This window comes from Citrobacter sp. Cy070 (genome assembly GCF_030332245.1).
In the GTDB taxonomy this organism is placed as follows: domain Bacteria; phylum Pseudomonadota; class Gammaproteobacteria; order Enterobacterales; family Enterobacteriaceae; genus Citrobacter; species Citrobacter youngae.
In genome coordinates, this window is record NZ_JAOWIG010000039.1 from 1 (window position 1) to 19,970 (window position 19,970).

Consider the following 19,970-nt stretch of genomic DNA (forward strand, 5'->3'; position numbering starts at 1 on the left):
TCAGCCGATGCCGGCTACCAAGGAGCGCCACAGCGCGAGGAGCTGGCCGAGGTGGATGTGGACTGGCTGATCGCCGAGCGTCCCGGCAGGGTAAAAACCTTGAAGCAGCATCCGCGCAAGAACAAAACGGCCATCAACATCGAATACATGAAAGCCAGCATCCGTGCCAGGGTGGAGCACCCGTTTCGCATCATCAAGCGGCAGTTCGGCTTCGTGAAAGCCAGATACAAGGGGCTGCTGAAAAACGATAACCAACTGGCGATGTTATTCACCCTGGCCAACCTGTTTCGGGTGGACCAAATGATACGTCAGTGGGAGAGATCTCAGTAAAAACCGGAAATAACGCCAGAAATGGTGGAAAAAATAGCCTAAATAGGCTGATTCGATGTGTTTGCGGGAAAAAAATCGGCCCAGATCCGCGAAATTTTAATCAGCGAGTCAGCTTGGGAAGAAATGACCTGCTTATTCGCACCTTCCCTAACGCTTCCCGGAAATGCTGCCCCGGTAATCTTTCCCCCCAACTAATTGGGCTTGAAGGTTGTCGTGTTAGAGTCACTACCGATGACGGTGAGGAACGCTGTTTCTGGGTTGCAAAAACGACCGGATGGATGCCGGGTCACCTCGAAGTTCCACGCTCGAATACGGCTTATGGCCACCCTGCACAAGCGCATTACAAGTCAGTTCAGACTATTCGATAAGTCACCGGTGCTCCGATTTCGACATGATGCATACCAACCAGACTCACTACTGTTGTCATCGACAAGAATGACAACAGTAGTGAGTATCTATGGCTTATCCTCGGAAAACAGCCCATTATTCATGCCTCCCTCTTCCGGTATGGCATAGCTCACATGGCTTCAGATAAAAATCAAACCGATAAACTCGCCCGCGATATTAAAGACAAGGTTCTCGCCAGGCCTGCTGGCTCATCAGGAGAACCAGTGGAGTACCGGAGTGTCCATGAATTTATGACACTAACCCGCACGGGAACCCCTGCTGATGCCCGCCAGTTCCGGCTGGCTGTTAAAGCTAAGGGAATAGCTATCTGGCCTGATGATGACCCACGCGTAGGGCAGCAATTTGCACGTGACGGCATTCGCTGGGAAGTTCGTCTGAAGACCTTCCGGCCTGAGAGTCAGGATTCATTTGACGATGACCTGGATGAGAAAGTCTCACCAAAACGCTTTGGATATCGCCGGTACGGTGCGATGTCCCGTCCTGATCAGAAGAAATTCAGCGACAGGGTATACTTCAACTGCATGGAGCGGTGTGTCGTCACCGGTGTGAAGACAAAATGCAGGGGAGAAGCAGCACATCTGATTGAGCATCATAAAGCGGGCTCTGACCACTGGAGTAATGGCCTGTGGCTTCGGGCAGACATACATCGGTTATACGACAACGGCCTGTGTGTGATTAATCCCAGCACCCTGACAATCCATTTCCACCCCACTATCCTGGCTAAGGATGACGATCTCATCGCGTATGAAGCTCGGCCAATATTACCGACAAGAAAACCTGTAAACCCTGCCTGGTTAAAATCCCGGTGGGATGAACTTACCTGGCCGAAGTAAGCATCGTGTCTGACAACGGTAGTGAGGCCTAATCATTACCGTTGTCGTAGCAAACGGGCTTCAATGCTTGGCTCATTATCGTTGTCACCAGTCTGGTCAGCTCATAACTATTGCCATCGGCACTGAGATGCCGTCCTGCGCATCGAACTCACATCCATTGTCACTCGATTTTTGAATCTGCCGGGAGTGTAACCAGTGACAATGGTAATGATCACCTTCACATAATTAACGAACCGTTACTACTGGTAAGAGGGTGCATGGTCGACAACGGTAATGACAATTAAGGAAAGTACCTTTCTGTAATGACAACGGTAGTGACTTAATGGTTAACCCTTGTCTGGTTACCGGCAATCAAGTACAGGAACTATGACAATGGTAGTGAGTCATTACCATTGTTATGGCTCATCATACTATCCCTATATACAGCAAGTAGACGGCGTTGCTCACTACCATCGTCATTGGTTGCATGGGTAGCAGAATGTTAGATGACAACAGTAGTGATTCTGGTGCTTCACCATCCGCCTGGTGACAACGGTAATGAGTGATCGAGATCACTATCGTTGTCGCAGCGTTCGGTATGGCTACAACCGGCAAGTTGTGCCTCGACAATGGTTGTGATCCCGCACTCACTTGATTCGTCATCGCCGGAACGACCCCACTGAAATGTACTTGGAAACGATGACAATGGTAGAGACTTGAAAAAATCACATCCATTGTCATTGACCAATCAGGTTAGCTACGACAGCGGTTGGACTCATTTCCATTGTCACCGACAGGCCATGTATTCATACAACGACAACGACAGGGAGTGACGCGGTCACTACCACGGTCATTCATCCCGCCCCTCAAGTACGAGCAGACAGTACGGCGAGTGAATCCTTACCATAGCTACCTGAAAGGCCTGATTAACCTGGAATGCATATGACAACGGTAATGACCAACAGAACTCATTTCCGTTGTCATTGTGCTGGTGGAGCAGTAAGAACTTGGTCTGAATCATGAATGACAACGGTAGTGAGTATTCTTAGTCAATACAGTGGTCATTCAAATGCGCCGGGAGCAAATGACAGCGGTAGTGAGTCAAATCACTCATTACCGTTGTCATTGTGTCATGGGAATCAGCGATAAATCCGTACTGACGATGCCGACAATGGTAGTGAGCGGTATGAGGTCTTCTCCGAGAAGCTGCTCTGGAGAGTTGTCGATGATGACAACAGCAGTGAGCTGCCAAGACTCATTGCCGATGTCATGGTGTCATGGGTATCAGCGATTTGTCTGTACCGGCGATTCCGACAATGGTAGTGAGCGGTGTAAGACCTTCCCTGAGAAGCTGGTCTGGAGAGATGTCGATGATGACAACAGTAGTGAGCTATCTAGTCTCATTACCATTGTCATGAGTGGTCACCCCGCAATGACAACAGTAGTGACCGCGTCACTCAATACCGTTGTCATTAAGCTAAACAGGATTCTCTGACGATGTGCAGGGAGGGAGGGTTCCAGGCCGTCATCTGACAGCCCGGAGGGAATGCTAGCTGGCGGGATTGTTCTTTTTCTGGCTTCTAAGGCTGCGAATGTAGTGAAGTTCTTCAGCTGTTAAGTCATGGATGGTTAACGTTTCATCCCCATCAATGGGCTCATCTGGTGGGCACAATTCACCTTCCAGTGGCTCACCATTATTTTTACCCGACGTGCCATTGTTCTCCTCATCAGCATCACCCTCGCCATCACCATCAGGTGGTGGTTGGATATTGTTCAGATTCAAATCAGGATCGCGTTTGTGGATCTGGAAATAAACCTTCCCATCTTTTTTTACTTCGGTGTACTGAAGGTAACCAATGGATGCCAGCTCCTCCAATGCCTTACGTACTGTGGCGTTCTGGCTGTTGGCACGGGTCTTAAGATTTAATCGGTTCTTAAGTCTCGTTAAGGAGATCGGGATTGGATTTGGTGGAAGTGACTCAATGAACGTGTAAAGCGCCTGTGCGCTCTCTTTTTTCGCCAGTTCCTTGATAGCCTTCAGCTGCATCAAAACCTTGTGGTCGTACTGATACAACTCGAATATCTTAGGGTCTATCTGTAGCTCTACCTGATCAGAGTCCGGGTCAAGCAAGGCAGACTGCACCAGGTGCGTCGTATACACCTTTGACGAGTGGGTGCTGGTGAAGGACAACATCACGGATGCCAGCCTGCGTAACGACGCGTCGATACGCTTACGGGATGCGGTAGAGGAACGATAATTTTCAGGGTTACAGAGCTTCAGAAACTCAGTAAATTTGAGGCTGATCTTATCGTTATCAATCGGATGGTTAGCTAGCGTTCGGATGATTCCCATCCACGTTTTGAAGTCAACAGACATATCGAGGCGCTGACCCACGATCGAGATATTGGTGAAACCCTCGCTCTCCATCAAAGAAAGTGTCTGTAGTTCTTTCGTGGCATCAAAGCCAACAGTTTTGTATTCACGACTCTGACGGCCAACGCTTTTTGGTGATGGCACAAACAACCCAAGGCGCATGAGCGCGATAGACTGAACCGTCCTGCTGCTATTAGGACGTAAAATAATTTCTTTACCTGTCTCTCTCTCTGTTACAGAGAAAGCCCTGGTAACCATCTGGCCTTGCTGCTCAGAATCTTTCTCATTGGTCATAGTGGTTTATCGACTGTATTAATCAACAGATTATTGAATACTATCGCCCAAAGCCCTCAGTGTCACTTAAGGGATCTCTGCGACGATCTCAGATTGTGCATAAGTCCAGGCTAAAAAAACGCCACGACTAAATATAAAACTCTGAAATTCACATAAAAACAAATACATACGTAGTTTATCAACAAAGGATCAATTCCGGTGAAAAAGATCCTTTAAAAAATCACTACCATTGTCGCCGCAATCACTACCGTTGTCAAAAAACTCACTACTACCGTTAAAAAACTCACTACCAATGTCAAAATAATCACTACCGTTGTCACCGATTGGCTTCCAGGCCTTGTGCCGTCTGGCTTCCGAGCTGCGGGGATCTCTTGTGATCTATGGGAACTCGTAAGGTACTAATTATTGGAACTACCTTGTGGAAAATGGGGATAAATTCTCTCTTCGAGTTAAATCAACATCGAATAGCTAAATTGTCGAAAATATGTACGGGCATGAAAGGAAAATGCGTATAGAAAACAGTGGATAAGATTTTAATAATTTTGTTTCATCATACAGGTGATAGATGGTATCTATATGAATTATAATAGAAATATACTCAAAACTCTTTAAGAGTTATACCTTCAGATCACACAATAAAACTCACTACCATTGTCACAAATACTCACTACTAACGTCGAAATAGTCACTACCAATGTCATTTTAATCATTACCAATGTCAAAAAAGTCATTACCATTGTCATAAAATGCCCTTGAGCCCAGTAACCATGCGGCTTGCAGCGTACAGGGATCTCTTTTGTACTCCGTTGCACCTTTGGGATCTCTTTATTGGAACTGTCCTGTGGAAAAGTATCTTTTTTGCCTTCGTCAGCTACTGACTCGGTGCTTTACTGATTGTGTAAACAAAACGATAAGAGGCACTCACATGTACGCAACTGCAAAAGAAATTATCGCAAAGCTGCAAAAAATGAACCCTGACGAAAAGGTGCTAGTCCGTGTCTGGTACAAGTCTGATGTTCAGGAGTTAGCAATAGACCGAAACATGCCGCAGGTTTCAGCTAGCGAAGCTGAGTCGACCTTAGCGTTGATAGACCGAACTCACGATGGTGATATCGGTATCAACTGGGATGTTGTTCAGAGTGGTATTGAGACAGTTCGTAGTGGCCAAATTTAAGCAACCGAGTAACAAGGACGTGACTCAACTAATCCACATATCCACCGGGTAGATCAACAGATCGATCCAGATTAAGACCAAATAGAACCAAAAAGATCCCCGCTCCCGCAAACCCGCAGCTGGTAAGCTCTGAAGACCTGCCCCGGTGGGGTTGAGAGGGAAAAAAGTGAGCTCTGAAGGGCTGTCGGTGGGGTTAGCCTGGTAGCTGGTGGTGTTCAAAGGGAATAACGGTGGGATTGGAAGGGGAAAGGAACTTAATTATCAACATCTGCTGTGCTAATGAAAACATCAAATAAAAACATAATCATACGTAACAAATCTCAAAAATAGGTGATCGGTATTCATTTTTTGTCCACACTGGCAGCAGATCAAAAATTTGATGTCAACGACATTTATCCGATTCATCTCTGAAATAACGTATTGATTTAGTACAAATAAAAACCAATACCCGATAAATGGGGACTAAATGACCCCTATTTCTCATGATCAATAAAAATCACCGTGATACATTCGCCCGGACTGGGCATTCCAAGATACCCGGAAAATAACAATAAAACTGGGGGATCCACACGATGAACTCGAATGAAGTTCTTCTTTTCAAGGACGCTATTCCCGACTTCAATCAGCCGTCGACTGGAAAGCTGACGGTGACAAAAAATTCATCAGTACAACCTGTATCACTGCTCCGCCTGGGCGTTTTTACTCCCAGTTGCCGAACAGAGGCAACGGTCACGCTAAACGTGACGGAAGCGCTATCCAGTCTGGAAATTGCAAAACAGGAAGGGTACACGGACATAAAGATCACCGGCCCGATGCTGAATTATTTCCAGGACTTCCGGTGCTGGACAGCAATCGTCCATTCCTTCAGCGTATCGCCTGATGCGCTGAAAGGTAACCGGATTAAAATGCCCTTTAGTGAATTTGCCAAACTCTGCGGCTACCCATCAAAACGCTACAGCACGAAACTGCGCAATGAGATAGCCGATTCGTTGACGAAGATTCGCTCAAAAAGCATTCGGTTTGAGAAGAACCCGGGGATCACCAAGTTCAAAGTAGCCGGGTTGCTGAAAGAGGCGGAATTTGATGGTGAAAGTGATTACATCATCCTGGAAGCCGACGAACGACTCTGGGATTTGTACCGTTCAGATCATCTTACTCTGTTGCGGAAGAAACCCCTGGAGCTACTTACCAGGAATGAAACGGCTCAGGCGCTCTATACATTTTTTGAAGCGCTACCTCAACATCCAGCCCCGATCACCTTTGACAGACTTCGACAGCGTTTACTGCTCAATGGGCGCATTGCCGAACAGAACCGGAAAATGCGAACTGCTCTCGATGTGCTTGCCAGCATCGGTTACCTGAAATTTTACTACCTGGTGGACACCAGCGTACCCACCATTCAGATCACGGATCGGAATCCCAAACTAACAGGTTCCTGATGTTTGAAACGTCTTTTTGCCCGGTTCCGGGAATGTGCTGTCTCATTCCCACCGGTCAAAAACACTAAGTTGACGTTTCCCTCTCAAACCCACCCGTGATTTTGTAGTCGCTAAAGGATAAATAGTCCCATTTACATCTGAAAAGCTGATGGGGCGCGTCAGGCCTCTATTGAATACAACTTGTATTACCATGAAAAATAAAGAAAATAACACTCCTCTTTATAATTACTGCTGTTCGCCTAATCCCAAAAAGATACTTTTTTAATCTGCACAGTTTTTATCGCCGGTGGGAACGAGAGGGAAGGGGAAAATATACCCGGTGGGATTGAGAGGGAAGGCCTGTAGAAAACAACCCGACAATCTTTTGTCGGCTGGAATGACCAGGGTAAATTAAGTTCTGGAGGATAGTTATGACTTCGACATTTGGTAAGCAGCTGAAGCTTTATGCAGACCGGCAAACGGGCGCAAAACGTACTGCTCTTGATTTTCAATATGTGGTTTCGCCTGGTAAGGATGCGTTTCCCACGGTGAACATCACTATGGCTCCGATTGCTGATGGCGCAAAAGAAGCCCAATGGGAGCTTAAGCGCGTCATCCAGCTGAATCGCTATGAATTAACTCAATGTTGCGCGGTATTGTTCGGGCTGGAAAAGGAGATGAGGGCAAACTTTCACGGAACCGATAAAAACAAAGGTTTTACGCTCATCAACAATGGTGCATCCGGCTGCGGGATAAACTTTTCTCATGGTGGGGATATGCTGACGCATATGTTGAACCATGCCCAAAGAATGGAAGTAGGGGCATTTATTCTGAAACGGCAGGCGGATGCGTGGGATATGAGTGTCAGTGACGTTCTTGCACTTTTGCGTCAGTCCGTGGCCATCAAACGGGCATAAGATCACGAAGCAGGTTCAAGAACAGGCTTACCGTACAACAATTTTCAAATCCAAACTGACCCTACTTAACTTCAACTGGAAGGCGCTATGACAGAACATCAGCAGAATAGAAATGTTTGTGAAGTCGGGTTAGCCTGTGAAGCCATGACGATTGATCCCAAAACCATTCAGTCAGCAGTAATGCGTAAAGAAGCCACGCAAGTTGTTATTCCTCACTTTAAGGGGGTTTGTCCTGCTTTTGTCGAATGGGCTGAACAATGCTTACCTGGCGATAAACTTCCTCGTGGGAAATTTTTTAGGTCACGAGAATGGATGCGTCAGTTCACCACTTGCCAGATAAACTACAAGACAGATCATCCAGATGAAGGAAAGTATGGATGGCTTTTTGAAGGAACCAAATATTGAAAAGTTAAGGAGATATGATTAATGCTAATTTATGCCGCAGATCTGATTTTACCCTTAAAAATTCTGCTGGTGGTATTTGTCGTGACTATCATAGGCGCTACCATCGGGTTGAAATTTGTACGCTCCGAAAACAAGATCGTTTGCATGTGGCTCGTGCCAATAGGCTGTCTTGGGGGAATTTTTGCATTGATGATGTTTCCATCAATTACCACAAATGATTTGTTGCTCGGCAAGAGATGGTCGGAAGATTGTCGCGTGGTCGAAAAATACGAACGCCACGCTTTTGAAGCACCGACGAACCGGCTGATTTGTTCGGGGGTTGATGAGCATGTTAATTCAGAAAGTTATGCGGTATTAACGAAAGCTTACCGGGAGCGGGGGGGAGAACTTATTTCGGGATCCCATAGTGTTGAAAACTAGCCTTCAAATCTAATGCTACGGAGTTTTCATGAATAATAATCACAATGTTTTTCCTTGCAATGAATTGGGTATGGGTGATTCCAAATCGGAATTGGAAAGACTCCTTGAATTATGTGAATCCACTCCGCAAACAGGCGAGCCTAACCCCCAGATAGCTAATATGCAAGCATTTTGGAATCGATAACTGGTGGCTCATCTCATATCACTGGCTTCAATTTTTGCTCTCATATTCTTAATGGCCGTAAATTTTCCACACTCAACGATGCAGAGATAAAACAGCTAACATCTCTTCGCAATGAGGGGCGAAAAGACGGTTTTGTGGTCAGAATTCAACCTGTTGATGTAACCCCTGAACTTCAGCTTGAAAGGTATCTTGCGTCAAGTTGGGAAAGCGAAATCGAGATTTATAAACGCGTACCGTCGATTGTCGTGATCTGTAAAATCTCAGGTCTGTCTGCATTGGCAGGCTCGGGGAACAAAATGTTTTTAAATATGGATTACTTAAGTTGCGGAACTGAAACTGATGATCAGGATTGCCAGGATTAAGTCACTGATTGGCGGTTGCAACGAGCTTTGGGTTTGTTAGACTGGCCTGACATACCTTCCCCCATCGCGGGGTGCGTTGTCGGAGTATCAAAATATTGTTTTCCCCTATGCGGGGTTTAATTAGTGAGTAGCGACTGCCCGGGTTAGCGCCTGACCCGTGTCAGACTTCTGAAGGATATTTTGATATTAACCGTCCAGCTGGACGGTTTTTTTTCGTCTGTTTTTAATTTGGATAGTGGTATGGGTAGAAAAAAACAATCAAACCGCAGTGTATCAGCGCCAGCTGTTGATGCTGAAAAAGAAATTATCGACCCGAGATGGAACATCTTTTTCTTTGCGGCAATTGACCGACCGTGGGTGCTTAACCCGCATCTTTTTTACGCTGAACAAGCGCAGGAACGTTTGCTGTCGCAGTTCAGTGATGTGGAGATCAGGAGTGAAGCGACAAAGAAAGGCGAGTCATTTATAGAGTCAGCTGGAGACTGGTTCAATCCTGATTACCACGACGAAAGTGACGTATACGAGAATATTGAACAGATTGAAGCTTGCCACTGGGTTGCGTTGCGGGAAATGAAGGTCACGGTCACGCTTTCCCTGACCGCTGGGATGTACCACCAGTTTGACAAGGCATTACGAGATCTGCTTATCCGGGAGGCCAGAAGCTGGCGGTGGCTCGACATGGTTGTGATATCAGATTTGATCTGGAACCTCAGTTTTCCGAGGCTTATGGATTTGATGGAATGGCTGGGTATTGAAGTACGAAACATGCCATGTTTCCCGTTAATCAGTGCATGTCATCAGGTTGTCAACGTTTATAAACATGGAGATGGTGATGCCCACCAGAAACTGGTTAATGCTCACCCGGAGTACTACTCAGTATGGCAATGCGAAGGTTATCCGCAAGAGAGACCAGCTCGCCACGAAGAACTTGAAGTTTCCGAGGAACAGTTTAGAGAATTTGCCGAGGCGATAACGGTGTTCTGGAAGAGTCTGCCGGAAGGACTATCTTATTCGGGGATGGGAAAAGAGCCTAAGTGGTTTGGCAAGGCTTATGAAAAAGTGAAGTGCGACAAAGAAAAACGCGAGCGTAAAGCGGAAGAATAGTGGGGCACTCTAGCCCCACCGAAACAAAAGGAGAGTCAGACAGCCGGTGACGGTTGCCAGCCTGATTGAGTCTGGATCCATTTGCCTACGGAAATCATGTCGTAACCACCGTTCCCGTAGGACGACTTCACTTCTTCTATTTCGACTGGAACCGCCAGCTCGATGGGGCGGAACCAGCCATCATCACCGACTGTATACCGGCCTTCATGTTCCTTGCTCATTTCGCAGACCCGGCTGGGTGGAAGCCAGAAACCTTCATTTGCTCTTTCGGATGCGATACGAATAGCTTCATCCACGGAAGCGACTTCCCGGATGTGTTCGTTATGCGCGTTTGACATTTTGATCAGAAATGACTTCATAGAACCATTTTCCTCAGCTTAGGCCGGTAACGTTAATCGTCGGGGCGGTCGGTAATATTCCGGCGATAGTGTCCTCATATTGTACTCTGGCATGATGCATAACAGAAATTTGAGAGCGCGGGATTGAGAGGCGAAGTAGTTTGATGATAATCGCTGCGGGTGTACTATCAGCCTGATTCCTGGACTGAAGCCGAACGTCCAGCCGTGGTAAAACTGGTGAACGATGTTAACCTGGCATCGAGATATCGAGACCGTAACCATCTGACTGAATAAGGAGCTTTTATGCCGAATGGGAGAGTGATTTTTAACAAAAGAGGCCGATGGGACTGGCTTGATAGCGGTTGTGATATAGATGAGGATGAATTAAAGCAGGAAGAGTGGTTTGTTGGCGATATGTATTATCCGCCAGACTTTGAATACGATACGTCAATGCATGATCACCAGATTACAGAGTGGTTGTCTAAACCTGAAGAGCTGGTGCGGTATGAGCGAGGGCGTTAACTCAATTTGCTTATCTGAACTGGCTACATGATCTTTCAGCGTGGCCATTTCGGTTCTTCACATTTCCCTGACTCCCTCCTGACAGAACCGACTATTTCATCCATGAACCGCAAGAGCGGTAACTAAATGCCATATCGTGTGGCAGAGTGGTTTGCTCCAGTACCCGTCAAAATAGTCCAACATACAAAAACAGGGTAGCCTGCCCCGGGCTTCACCCGGGCCAGGCTACCCGGAGTCGAACCGTTAACCCGGAGTCGTGGGTGAGTAACGTCGAGTGCCCGCCTGAATTCCGTGCGGCCACCAGCATTGGCTTCACCTTTTTCCGACCGACACTTTCGTGCTGGTTTGCGGCCGCATCTTCGCCGGGCCGGAACACCCTGCATTTTGTGCCGGTGGCCATCACCGGTATTAGGATAAAGGGAAGAATATCGGTGATGGATTCCGGGATAATCGCCGGGAAAACCCGGGCAGAATTCACGTAAATCACCCTCTATTAGTCCAACATACAAATAAACTTCCCCTTTCTGCCCCTGCGCTTCGCTTGGGGCAGAAAGGGGAGCCGTACCTGAAACCTCCGTGTCGTTTTCAGGATCGGGCCCGTGCCCGGGGTAACCATTCTGCCCGGGCCCACCATTTTAAAAAGAAACCGCCGTGCCCGGTCTGGCCATTTCCCCCGCCTGCGGCAACCGGGCCGTGCCGGTCTTTCCGTCCGGTTCCTGCAAACCCCACATAGGGACTCCGGTCGCTGGATGAGCCATGCGAGAAAATATGAGAAAAAAAGAGAAAAAAAGAGAAAAAAAAGAGGGGCCGGGGGCGCGAGGGTTTCAGTGGGTATAAAGGTCAAGGGCGCTTTGCAGGGTGGACGCGGGGGTGTTGACCCTGATCGCATTTGTATGTTGGACTAATTTTGCATATATGAAGACAAGAAAAGACGCGCTGCCGACAGAGCAGGTATACTCTCGCCATCAAATGTGCGGCCAGCGGCGGGGGATAGGTAACGACCGCAGGCCTCCGCGACCGGTATCAATGATGATGATGCCCTGCCAGGTAAAGAGTAGTGACGACGAAAGTGAAGGTGAAGAAAACCCGGGCCGAACGTAAGCAGCATAGCCGGGACATGCAGGCCAAACATGAAGCGGAAAAAAAGGCCGCTAACCTGCGTAATATTCTAAAGAGAGACATTCTGGCCACGCTGGGTATCCCTAAAAATCACGGTGGGCGGGCAGCTCTTTCTACATTCATCACCGAGCACTTACTGAAGGGTGAGAGTCAGGTTCAGATTGTTGCCATGCTAACCGGCAGCGAATTGATGAAGCGGGCACAGCTTGCCGAAATCGAGCGCCTGAAGAAGATCACGGAACTGGCCAATCAAACCCGCAGAAACGAGATCACCAACCGGGCGTTTGAGCGCCTGGGTATCACAACCCGGCATCCAATGGGCGATTTAGTGCTGAGCATGGTGCGCGAACTGGCAAACCAGAATTTAAATACCGGTGAGATAGTAGAACGCCTGAATGATAACGAAACCGTACTGGAATCGCGCCGCCTGCACAAAGAGAAGCGAGCGGATCTTGAACGTCAGATTGATGAAGGTATTGCCGAGCGCAAAAAGACCCGTGTTGATATGCGGGAAGTGCTCGCCTACATGGCCCAGAAGAACGGTACAACGTATACGCCTCCCGCAGACACCTGGCGATCTCCTGAACATCCGAATGGCGATTCACCGACCCGGCATAATGGAAAAATCAGAGAGAGCCGTCTGACCGGCGCTGAAAGCACCCAGAAAGAAAACCCACGTCAGTACGGTTTGCCCAACCTGAAAACCAGTAGCGCTTCCATCAACAAGGCCGGAATGAGTGAGGCCATTAAGCTGGTGGGCGGACGTGTGACGGAATTTCGCACCTATCTTTATGAGCATCGCGATACGGGACTACGCGCTGATGTGCTGGCTCGCCGGTTTATGGCTGAGTCAATGCAAGGCAAAAAGATGGTTGACCCTGTGCCGGTCAATGAACCAGATAATCTCCCGGCTCCCACACACGAACCTGCCAAACGTAAATGGACGAAGGAAGAAAAGCAGGAAGCGCGTGACCGTGCGCTGGCCGCAGCAAGCCAGGTCGGAAAGCTTAAAGAAGCGGAAACCAACGGCATTACGCACGATGTAGTGCGAGAATCGCAGCCAGCACCCCAGCCAGCCCTGATCTCCGTCGAAGTTGAACAATCCCGCGTCTCCATGCAGGAACCGTCTGTTGCGCCCCTGGCGCACCCTAAACGTGAAGGCTCTACAACCTGCGTGGTGACCAGGCCGGATCAGGCTGATTTCGCTGCTACCGTCCGTCGAAACTGTAACGACCGCTGCGTGATTACAGGAGCAAGCTTACGCCGCAGGACAGAGGCCGCACACCTGGTAGAGCATAGTGCTGGTGGTCTGGATCACTGGAGTAATGGCTTGCTGCTTCGTATCGATCTGCACCGGCTGTTTGACGACAACGTCCTTGCCATTTGCCCGGAGACGTTGACCGTCCACGTTGACCCTGTCGCGCAGGCCGAAGATCCCGATTTGCAGCAATACGATGGCCATGTGATTACCGGGCTTTGCCGTCCGATAGACCCGGCGAATCTCGTCATGCGCTGGGAGCGTTATCAGCGCCGGTTAGAACTGACCAAGTAAAACCGGTAATCCATCAGGTGCGAATCGTGGGAATGCGCCAGCTCGGTAACCCCACGTCACCGGATTGAACCATCACAAAAAAGGAGCCCACCGGGCTCCCCAAAAACGAATTGTTTTATTGTTCCTGCTTAGTTCTACGTAGGTACTCTTCAGCCTTTATCTTTATTTGCACGAGTTCAGCGTAAAACTCACGTTCCATTTGGTATGTTGGCATCTGAGTATAATACTCTTCCACCTGTGGCCAAATTCGCTGAAGTTCTGCATATAAATCATGGAGAGCTCTATCTGCCCAAGATGACGATTGGTAGGATTCAAGCTTTCTGATAGTGGCGCTAAGATGTACTAAACGCGCCACTAATACTTTAGTGTTTACGTATTGTGTTACGGTTCTATCCATGTGGTTTAAGTTACTCATATTATTCCCTAATGAGGTGCTCGCAGAATTACGAGGCAGAGATAACATAACCTTAAAACCTACATACGTGTAGCCCAATCATTACTTTATAGCTAAAAATGCCAGATTTACTCTATGGCCCCCAATCCCTACAGACCTACAGCAGATCTCGTCCACATAGGTCAGTTCCAGCGCAAACTATGGGATCTGAATGTTTGTCGAACGAAAACTTACGGTAGTGAAGTAATTGCCTGAAACATTGTAAATAACTTGCATAGAAAACGCCCTCAAAACAGCGTCCTTTTTTTATCGAAGTTTCAACGGTTCTGGTAGAGTTGTTTTCTGACAGATTTTATTATTAACGTGAGTGGACGCGTCTGGCGAATAAGCTGGTGCAACTTCCCGAAGCCCTCCAAACACCAGGAGACTTAATTTATGGAACTATCAACAATTTCTGAAGCGTTGATTGGTGGTTTAGTTGGTGGCACTATCGCAGCAGGTTCCATCCGGGTATTATTCATTCCAGAAAAGTTTGAGTGGATATTGTTAGCCTGTGTTGTCCTTGCCACTGTTGTTACCTTTTTCTTTGGCCACTCTATACCAAATCCATTTATGATGATAAGCAACATGTATAGTTATTGAATATATAAGACCGTGCTCGTTAGACGTGCTCTGATTGATTTCCATATATGTTTCAAAAGCTTCGGGCCAGTTTTTTCTGTGTTAGATAGGATAACAGAATATGATGACACTTCTTTTTTCGATTTACTGTTCCCTGGTCATTATCGCGGGCGCTTTCTTTAGCTGGTTTCAACGTGAAACTATCGCTACCCGCTGCATTCTTTTTGGCGGACTGGTGATAGTAGCAGCGATCAAGCTAACAACGGATTTTACGACTGTCGCTGTTTCCACGGTTCTGATTGAGGGATTTTTGCTAACGGCTTATGTTATTGCTGTCCGTTTTATTCAGTGCATTGTAAACAGGGCTGCATAAACAACCCGGACAGAATGCCCATCTATTTATATCAGGCTAATCTACGTGTGACATTTCAATCGCTGCGCGAGCTTCAATGCCCTTCGATAGCAACAAGTTTGCAATGCGCTCTGCGAGGTCTTGATTGGCGCAATGAAAGCGAATAGGCAACTTTTCATGTTTCTCACTATCGATGTAGAACATTACAGAATTGATACTGTATAGCGATGCATATGAAGGACGAGGTTCTATCATCAAATTCAATTCTGGAATAGAAGCTAAAAGTTTAGACATATAATCATCCAGCAGTTCAATACAAACTGGCCGGATAGTTAATAAAGCGGGATTTTCCTCCGAACTAGTCCATTGTCGTGCCTGTAATCTCAAAATATTGAGAAGGTGCAACGATTCATAAGGAATTGTCTTTCCCGTCCGTTCACCCAGGATAACGGATTCCAATGTGTTAATTCGGGATGATAGTCTTCTTATCTTCCGCAACTGATAGATGCTAAGTGTTAATGTTATCACAAATAAAACACCCAAAATAATTGCCATATTTATATCCCATTCGGTTTATTCGTATTATGCCGTGAATATCGATACTCCAGCTATAGGTGTTCGGGACATCCTCTACGCCGGTAGTATCTGCAAAAACTTGTTATTCCATCATATAGTGCATCTCTGAAAACACCTTTTTCGGGTGATACAGCCTTTCATTACTCGGTTCCCCTTTTATGCTGCTACCTGCCTATCAGGTGGTTAGTATGCTTACCAGCCACTTTTTACTATATTGTCCGTTTTGTTAACTGATTTGTTAATGCTTCCATTTGACAGGTCTGGAAAGATACTTTTCTGATTTTAGGGGTTTGAGGGCCAACGATGTAAAAAACCACGTTAATAGGTTAACCTATTGTTTTATTTTAATTATTAGGTGCTGCATTTACAGCTACTCCAATGATCATGGGGCTGATGGTCGATGGAACGCAATACCAAGTAGATTGATTGCATAAAGTTCCTTCAATTCCGATCTGCCCTCCCGTTTTCACATCCTACTTCAGTTCAATTTTGTTGCCATTCCTTTACAACAGCTTCCCAATTGGCCGTTCTCTCGACCAATTTCCCATCAGCATCCTTTCTTGTCCAAACATCCCAGAAATCAGGGTCATCAGAATGGGGTTGCTGCTCTTTCGTCAAATTTTTCATTTTAACTAAGACAGGAAGTTCAGATGCCCAGCCCATCAGTATTGCATGTTGAGATGGCAATGAAGGCAATTCACGGAGTAATCCTCGCAAATTGTCGGGTACCATTTTATGAACTTGCTCCTGATCTTTGTCATTGCTAATTCGATGCAGAAGAAAAGTATTACATTGAGATAAAACTGTAGGTGATAATTCTGATGGTCGTTGCGAAGAAATAACCATACCGAGACCAAATTTCCTGCCTTCTCGTGCAATTTTCTCAAATACTTGACAGCAAACAGCTGCGACATCCTGATTTTCACTGTCCTCACGATACCGTTTAATAAATGTATGTGCTTCTTCAGCAACAAGTACCGTAGGTAAAGATTTGTTATATAGTCGTCTATAACGTTGCAATGATTCAAAAATAATTCTTGAAATGACAGCTGTCACAAGATGAGTAATTTCAGTTGGTACTAAAGAAAGATCAATAATTGAAACGCAGCTATCACCATCACCATCTTTCCCAATATATGTTTCTAACCAATTAGCCAAGTCAACTCTATGCTCTGAGTCATTGGTTATGGGTTTCATTCTTGTATCCGCAAGCATTGTGCGTATTCTAGCTACTAGATATTCAACATATTGCTCGCTACCATTTTCTTGTGCTAACGCCTCTAAATAGGAGACTAAATTATTTCCGTCAAAAGGGACGGGGATATCCTCGTTTTTAGGAAGGAGTTCACACTCATCGCCTCCAAGGCTCTGAAATGAAGATAACACTCCATTTATGATGTTATCAACTGCGCTAACTTTAGCATTGTAATCTGGATATCTGCCTTCTCTTTGCCCACAAAAATCTTGAATAGAGATGATTAATTTATCTAACTCAGGGCATGGTGTAGTTAATCTCGCTTTGTATTCTTCCAGACTCTGACGCCAAATATTAATTTTAGCCAAAAGATTTTTGGCTCCAGGGAAATCATTAAGTGCCGCTGCTCCTTTAGATTTATCCGCTTTTAAAGAAACCAAAATTGTACCTAGGTATTTTTTAACTTCTATATCTATATTCTTTTGTAAATCAAATTCTTCATTTCTCATTGCTCTCAAGGAGCGTTTTAGTAATGGAAGTTGTGCTTTAGGACTTGCTTGCGTGAATGATGCCCACTCCGAACTATTCCAAAACCATGAGGGTACTTGTAATTGGTTTTCACTGCCTTCAGCCTCAACCTTAAATACTCTACCTTTAAATTTCGTCGTTGGCCCCAAAGCACGTGCATACTCGCCGTTGGGGTCTAGGATGATAAATCTGGCATTTGGTTTTATTTGTGATTCCAATGCAGATTCGAGTGACCACTGGATTAATCCAGATACAGAGCAAGACTTACCGCTACCAGTATTTCCGAGCACTGCTATATGACGACCAAATAATCTATCAGGATCTACAGCTACATTTGCATTGTTCGCAAGTGGACTTTGTCCAATGATCACTCGCCTATTATTTCCAGATTCGACTATTGATCTAAGTTGTAAATCTGTCGGTAGTAAAATAGCAGCCCCAATAGAAGGAAACGATTCAGAACCTCGTTGAAATCTGAAATAATCAGTACCATCTTTGGACAAACGTTTAAGCATTCCCACCGGATTCAAACTTATTTTTTTTCGGGGGAATGGTAGATTTACTAAACCAAATTCTTAACATCTCTTTGTTTTGGATAAGGCGAATGTTCTACAGCAAGCCACTCTATTTGCCCAACTAAGTAACCATTATCACATGATATTAATACATAACTGTTTACTCTTGGAAAGTTTCTAGGCGTTCCTGCATTCAAAGCAACAGTATCAGGTGAGTCAATCTCTAATATTGCTCTAATTTCATTAGGTGAAACAAAATCTACAGTGCCGACCCTGAGTTGCTCACCTTGTTCAATCGGAAATGAGTTCATTCAGCATCCTCGCTATTATTTGAAATTGTTGTACGATATAAACCCCTTGATTTCAATAGTTCTGCCATACGAATTGATGATCTGTCTATCGCTGCTTTAGGAAGATAAAAATCCACTAAATTCTTGATATCTCCAAAGTGGTCACCAAGTAATAAAGATATTTGAGCTTTTCTTCCACTTTCGTTTACAAAGCGCATAATTCTACCGAGTGGATCGCCGTAGGCAATTATTACTATATGGGGTTTGAAGGCCAATGGAACGAAAACGTACGTTAAGAATGTAATTTATTGATATTCATAAAAATAAAAAAAGGATCGCTGATTGATCCTTTTGTTTTGCTATTTGAATTTCGATAAACATTAACCACGAGAATGCAGTAGCTCGGCTATCTCATGAGCAATTTCATCGATTGTATGAGTTGCAGTACTACGAGCAACTTTGTCTGCTAATGATGGACTAAAATCGACAACTTCTTGTTTTGTAATATTATGCCATATGGGAAGCAATATTTGCTCACCAGAAATAGCACGAGTGACGATTCCATCAAGTTCATAATTTGTCCAACCTTTGCTTATAAACGCCGGAGACAAAACTACTAACCCAACACGACTGTTTGCTAAACCTTTGTCTATTTTTTGTCTCAGGCTGTCACCAATTCTTAACGTCATTTCGTCATACCATACATTAAGGCCGTGACTGATTAATGAGTTTGCCAGAGAGCGAACAAAATCATCTTTATCCTCTGAGGCATGCGAAATAAATACGTCATGTATCTCGTTGCTCTGTGCTGTTGACGGTGGTCTGTTATCTCTTACCAGACTAGGAACTTCGCTTAACGGCCTATCCTGAATTTCAGGAAGAACCCCTGGAAGAACGCGAACAGAAGCCCTGGTACTCCCCCTTAATCCCTGCATATCTACAGCAATATGCCAATGGCCTGATGAAGGGATCTGTAACCTTATGGGGGAGCGCTTTGCTAACCCACCAATGTAGGAATGTCGTCGGCCATTCTTATAACTACTGAAGTTAGAACTATCCATTAGTCTAACATTTGCACCACTGGTAAGGGTGATTTCAACAATCTCCCCTCTTTTTCTTTGACCAAGATCATTATGGATGAATTGCATGTAAGTCTGCTCTCTTCATTTGAATTGGAAGAATGTAGCCACTTCCTGATTATACTGTATCCAGTGGTTGAGAGGGCACTGTTGCAAAGTTAGCGATGAGGCAGCCTTTTGTCTTATTCAAAGGCCTTACATTTCAAAAACTCTGCTTACCAGGCGCATTTCGCCCAGGGGATCACCATAATAAAATGCTGAGGCCTGGCCTTTGCGTAGTGCACGCATCACCTCAATACCTTTGATGGTGGCGTAAGCCGTCTTCATGGATTTAAATCCCAGCGTGGCGCCGATTATCCGTTTCAGTTTGCCATGATCGCATTCAATCACGTTGTTCCGGTACTTAATCTGTCGGTGTTCAACGTCAGACGGGCACCGGCCTTCGCGTTTGAGCAGAGCAAGCGCGCGACCATAGGCGGGCGCTTTATCCGTGTTGATGAATCGCGGGATCTGCCACTTCTTCACGTTGTTGAGGATTTTACCCAGAAACCGGTATGCAGCTTTGCTGTTACGACGGGAGGAGAGATAAAAATCGACAGTGCGGCCCCGGCTGTCGACGGCCCGGTACAGATACGCCCAGCGGCCATTGACCTTCACGTAGGTTTCATCCATGTGCCACGGGCAAAG

The 19,970-nt window shown here is 45.9% G+C and carries 23 protein-coding genes; 13 read left to right on the forward strand and 10 right to left on the reverse strand.

What is annotated here, in order from left to right:
- The coding region (locus OGY19_RS03900) for a transposase (protein ID WP_202096121.1) at positions 1-330 on the forward strand (330 nt) is incomplete at its 5' end.
- 521 nt (positions 331-851) lie between these two features.
- Positions 852-1,571, forward strand: a complete 720-nt coding sequence (locus OGY19_RS03905; RefSeq protein WP_007372337.1) for an HNH endonuclease signature motif containing protein — start codon at positions 852-854, stop codon at positions 1,569-1,571.
- Between the two features lie 1,528 nt (positions 1,572-3,099).
- Here the strand turns inward: OGY19_RS03905 and OGY19_RS03910 are convergent.
- A complete protein-coding gene (locus OGY19_RS03910) occupies positions 3,100-4,218 on the reverse strand; it encodes a replication initiation protein (protein ID WP_016241547.1) in 1,119 nt (372 codons plus the stop codon).
- Positions 4,219-5,143: 925 nt separating this feature from the next.
- On the opposite strand from OGY19_RS03910, the gene OGY19_RS03915 reads away from it, so the two are divergent.
- From OGY19_RS03915 to OGY19_RS03945, 7 genes are all read left to right on the forward strand, one after another.
- Complete coding sequence (locus OGY19_RS03915; RefSeq protein ID WP_016241546.1) at positions 5,144-5,392, forward strand: hypothetical protein; 249 nt, start codon at positions 5,144-5,146, stop codon at positions 5,390-5,392.
- A gap of 572 nt (positions 5,393-5,964) precedes the next feature.
- A complete protein-coding gene (locus OGY19_RS03920; protein ID WP_008786567.1) occupies positions 5,965-6,831 on the forward strand; it encodes a RepB family plasmid replication initiator protein in 867 nt (288 codons plus the stop codon).
- A 410-nt stretch (positions 6,832-7,241) separates the two neighbouring features.
- Entirely contained in the window at positions 7,242-7,727 is a 486-nt protein-coding gene (locus tag OGY19_RS03925) for a hypothetical protein (protein WP_007372340.1), read from the forward strand.
- 87 nt (positions 7,728-7,814) lie between these two features.
- Positions 7,815-8,132, forward strand: a complete 318-nt coding sequence (locus OGY19_RS03930) for a hypothetical protein (protein ID WP_009651680.1) — start codon at positions 7,815-7,817, stop codon at positions 8,130-8,132.
- Positions 8,133-8,153: 21 nt separating this feature from the next.
- Entirely contained in the window at positions 8,154-8,552 is a 399-nt protein-coding gene (locus OGY19_RS03935) for a hypothetical protein (protein ID WP_016241545.1), read from the forward strand.
- A gap of 171 nt (positions 8,553-8,723) precedes the next feature.
- Positions 8,724-9,098: a hypothetical protein gene (locus tag OGY19_RS03940; protein WP_223226822.1), complete on the forward strand. Its 375-nt coding sequence runs from the start codon at positions 8,724-8,726 to the stop codon at positions 9,096-9,098.
- Positions 9,099-9,278: 180 nt separating this feature from the next.
- Positions 9,279-10,202 carry a hypothetical protein gene (locus tag OGY19_RS03945; RefSeq protein WP_007372342.1) on the forward strand — a complete coding sequence of 308 codons (924 nt, stop codon included), beginning with the start codon at positions 9,279-9,281 and terminating at the stop codon, positions 10,200-10,202.
- A gap of 35 nt (positions 10,203-10,237) precedes the next feature.
- Here the strand turns inward: OGY19_RS03945 and OGY19_RS03950 are convergent, their stop codons facing one another.
- Positions 10,238-10,561: a hypothetical protein gene (locus tag OGY19_RS03950; protein ID WP_007372343.1), complete on the reverse strand. Its 324-nt coding sequence runs from the start codon at positions 10,559-10,561 to the stop codon at positions 10,238-10,240.
- A 282-nt stretch (positions 10,562-10,843) separates the two neighbouring features.
- On the opposite strand from OGY19_RS03950, the gene OGY19_RS03955 reads away from it, so the two are divergent.
- Positions 10,844-11,062, forward strand: a complete 219-nt coding sequence (locus tag OGY19_RS03955) for a hypothetical protein (protein ID WP_007372345.1) — start codon at positions 10,844-10,846, stop codon at positions 11,060-11,062.
- 211 nt (positions 11,063-11,273) lie between these two features.
- On the opposite strand, the gene OGY19_RS03960 is transcribed toward OGY19_RS03955, so the two are convergent.
- On the reverse strand, positions 11,274-11,540 hold the full coding sequence (locus OGY19_RS03960) for a hypothetical protein (RefSeq protein WP_016241542.1): 267 nt from the start codon (positions 11,538-11,540) through the stop codon (positions 11,274-11,276).
- Positions 11,541-12,119: 579 nt separating this feature from the next.
- Here OGY19_RS03960 and OGY19_RS03965 point away from each other — a divergent pair.
- Positions 12,120-13,733 (forward strand): HNH endonuclease signature motif containing protein, encoded by a 1,614-nt coding sequence (locus OGY19_RS03965; RefSeq protein WP_007372347.1) that lies wholly within the window; start codon positions 12,120-12,122, stop codon positions 13,731-13,733.
- Positions 13,734-13,848: 115 nt separating this feature from the next.
- Here OGY19_RS03965 and OGY19_RS03970 read toward each other — a convergent pair whose 3' ends face one another.
- On the reverse strand, positions 13,849-14,148 hold the full coding sequence (locus OGY19_RS03970; RefSeq protein ID WP_024196077.1) for a hypothetical protein: 300 nt from the start codon (positions 14,146-14,148) through the stop codon (positions 13,849-13,851).
- A gap of 414 nt (positions 14,149-14,562) precedes the next feature.
- On the opposite strand from OGY19_RS03970, the gene OGY19_RS03975 reads away from it, so the two are divergent.
- Entirely contained in the window at positions 14,563-14,769 is a 207-nt protein-coding gene (locus OGY19_RS03975) for a hypothetical protein (protein WP_032951190.1), read from the forward strand.
- 100 nt (positions 14,770-14,869) lie between these two features.
- Complete coding sequence (locus tag OGY19_RS03980; RefSeq protein WP_007372348.1) at positions 14,870-15,121, forward strand: hypothetical protein; 252 nt, start codon at positions 14,870-14,872, stop codon at positions 15,119-15,121.
- 36 nt (positions 15,122-15,157) lie between these two features.
- On the opposite strand, the gene OGY19_RS03985 is transcribed toward OGY19_RS03980, so the two are convergent.
- From OGY19_RS03985 to OGY19_RS04010, 6 genes are all read right to left on the reverse strand, one after another.
- On the reverse strand, positions 15,158-15,655 hold the full coding sequence (locus OGY19_RS03985) for a hypothetical protein (protein WP_016241538.1): 498 nt from the start codon (positions 15,653-15,655) through the stop codon (positions 15,158-15,160).
- A 504-nt stretch (positions 15,656-16,159) separates the two neighbouring features.
- Complete coding sequence (locus tag OGY19_RS03990) at positions 16,160-17,914, reverse strand: ATP-binding protein (RefSeq protein ID WP_231079257.1); 1,755 nt, start codon at positions 17,912-17,914, stop codon at positions 16,160-16,162.
- A 47-nt stretch (positions 17,915-17,961) separates the two neighbouring features.
- A complete protein-coding gene (locus OGY19_RS24560; RefSeq protein WP_286596232.1) occupies positions 17,962-18,225 on the reverse strand; it encodes a hypothetical protein in 264 nt (87 codons plus the stop codon).
- Positions 18,222-18,422: a hypothetical protein gene (locus OGY19_RS04000; protein WP_286596233.1), complete on the reverse strand. Its 201-nt coding sequence runs from the start codon at positions 18,420-18,422 to the stop codon at positions 18,222-18,224. The genes OGY19_RS24560 and OGY19_RS04000 overlap by 4 nt, the downstream gene beginning before the upstream one ends.
- Before the next feature lie 162 nt (positions 18,423-18,584).
- Positions 18,585-19,352, reverse strand: coding sequence for a DUF1883 domain-containing protein (locus OGY19_RS04005; protein ID WP_001159650.1), 768 nt, complete (start codon positions 19,350-19,352; stop codon positions 18,585-18,587).
- A 126-nt stretch (positions 19,353-19,478) separates the two neighbouring features.
- A partial coding sequence (locus OGY19_RS04010; protein ID WP_054623806.1) for an IS6-like element IS26 family transposase occupies positions 19,479-19,970 on the reverse strand: 492 nt, incomplete at its 5' end.

Coding starts and splice junctions, on each gene's coding strand:
- OGY19_RS03905 (WP_007372337.1), top strand. CDS start 852: ATGGCTTCAGATAAAAATCAAACCGATAAACTCGCCCGCGATATTAAA.
- OGY19_RS03910 (WP_016241547.1), bottom strand. CDS start 4,218: ATGACCAATGAGAAAGATTCTGAGCAGCAAGGCCAGATGGTTACCAGG.
- OGY19_RS03915 (WP_016241546.1), top strand. CDS start 5,144: ATGTACGCAACTGCAAAAGAAATTATCGCAAAGCTGCAAAAAATGAAC.
- OGY19_RS03920 (WP_008786567.1), top strand. CDS start 5,965: ATGAACTCGAATGAAGTTCTTCTTTTCAAGGACGCTATTCCCGACTTC.
- OGY19_RS03925 (WP_007372340.1), top strand. CDS start 7,242: ATGACTTCGACATTTGGTAAGCAGCTGAAGCTTTATGCAGACCGGCAA.
- OGY19_RS03930 (WP_009651680.1), top strand. CDS start 7,815: ATGACAGAACATCAGCAGAATAGAAATGTTTGTGAAGTCGGGTTAGCC.
- OGY19_RS03935 (WP_016241545.1), top strand. CDS start 8,154: ATGCTAATTTATGCCGCAGATCTGATTTTACCCTTAAAAATTCTGCTG.
- OGY19_RS03950 (WP_007372343.1), bottom strand. CDS start 10,561: ATGAAGTCATTTCTGATCAAAATGTCAAACGCGCATAACGAACACATC.
- OGY19_RS03955 (WP_007372345.1), top strand. CDS start 10,844: ATGCCGAATGGGAGAGTGATTTTTAACAAAAGAGGCCGATGGGACTGG.
- OGY19_RS03970 (WP_024196077.1), bottom strand. CDS start 14,148: ATGAGTAACTTAAACCACATGGATAGAACCGTAACACAATACGTAAAC.
- OGY19_RS03975 (WP_032951190.1), top strand. CDS start 14,563: ATGGAACTATCAACAATTTCTGAAGCGTTGATTGGTGGTTTAGTTGGT.
- OGY19_RS03980 (WP_007372348.1), top strand. CDS start 14,870: ATGATGACACTTCTTTTTTCGATTTACTGTTCCCTGGTCATTATCGCG.
- OGY19_RS03985 (WP_016241538.1), bottom strand. CDS start 15,655: ATGGCAATTATTTTGGGTGTTTTATTTGTGATAACATTAACACTTAGC.
- OGY19_RS03990 (WP_231079257.1), bottom strand. CDS start 17,914: ATGCTTAAACGTTTGTCCAAAGATGGTACTGATTATTTCAGATTTCAA.
- OGY19_RS24560 (WP_286596232.1), bottom strand. CDS start 18,225: ATGAACTCATTTCCGATTGAACAAGGTGAGCAACTCAGGGTCGGCACT.
- OGY19_RS04000 (WP_286596233.1), bottom strand. CDS start 18,422: ATGCGCTTTGTAAACGAAAGTGGAAGAAAAGCTCAAATATCTTTATTA.
- OGY19_RS04005 (WP_001159650.1), bottom strand. CDS start 19,352: ATGCAATTCATCCATAATGATCTTGGTCAAAGAAAAAGAGGGGAGATT.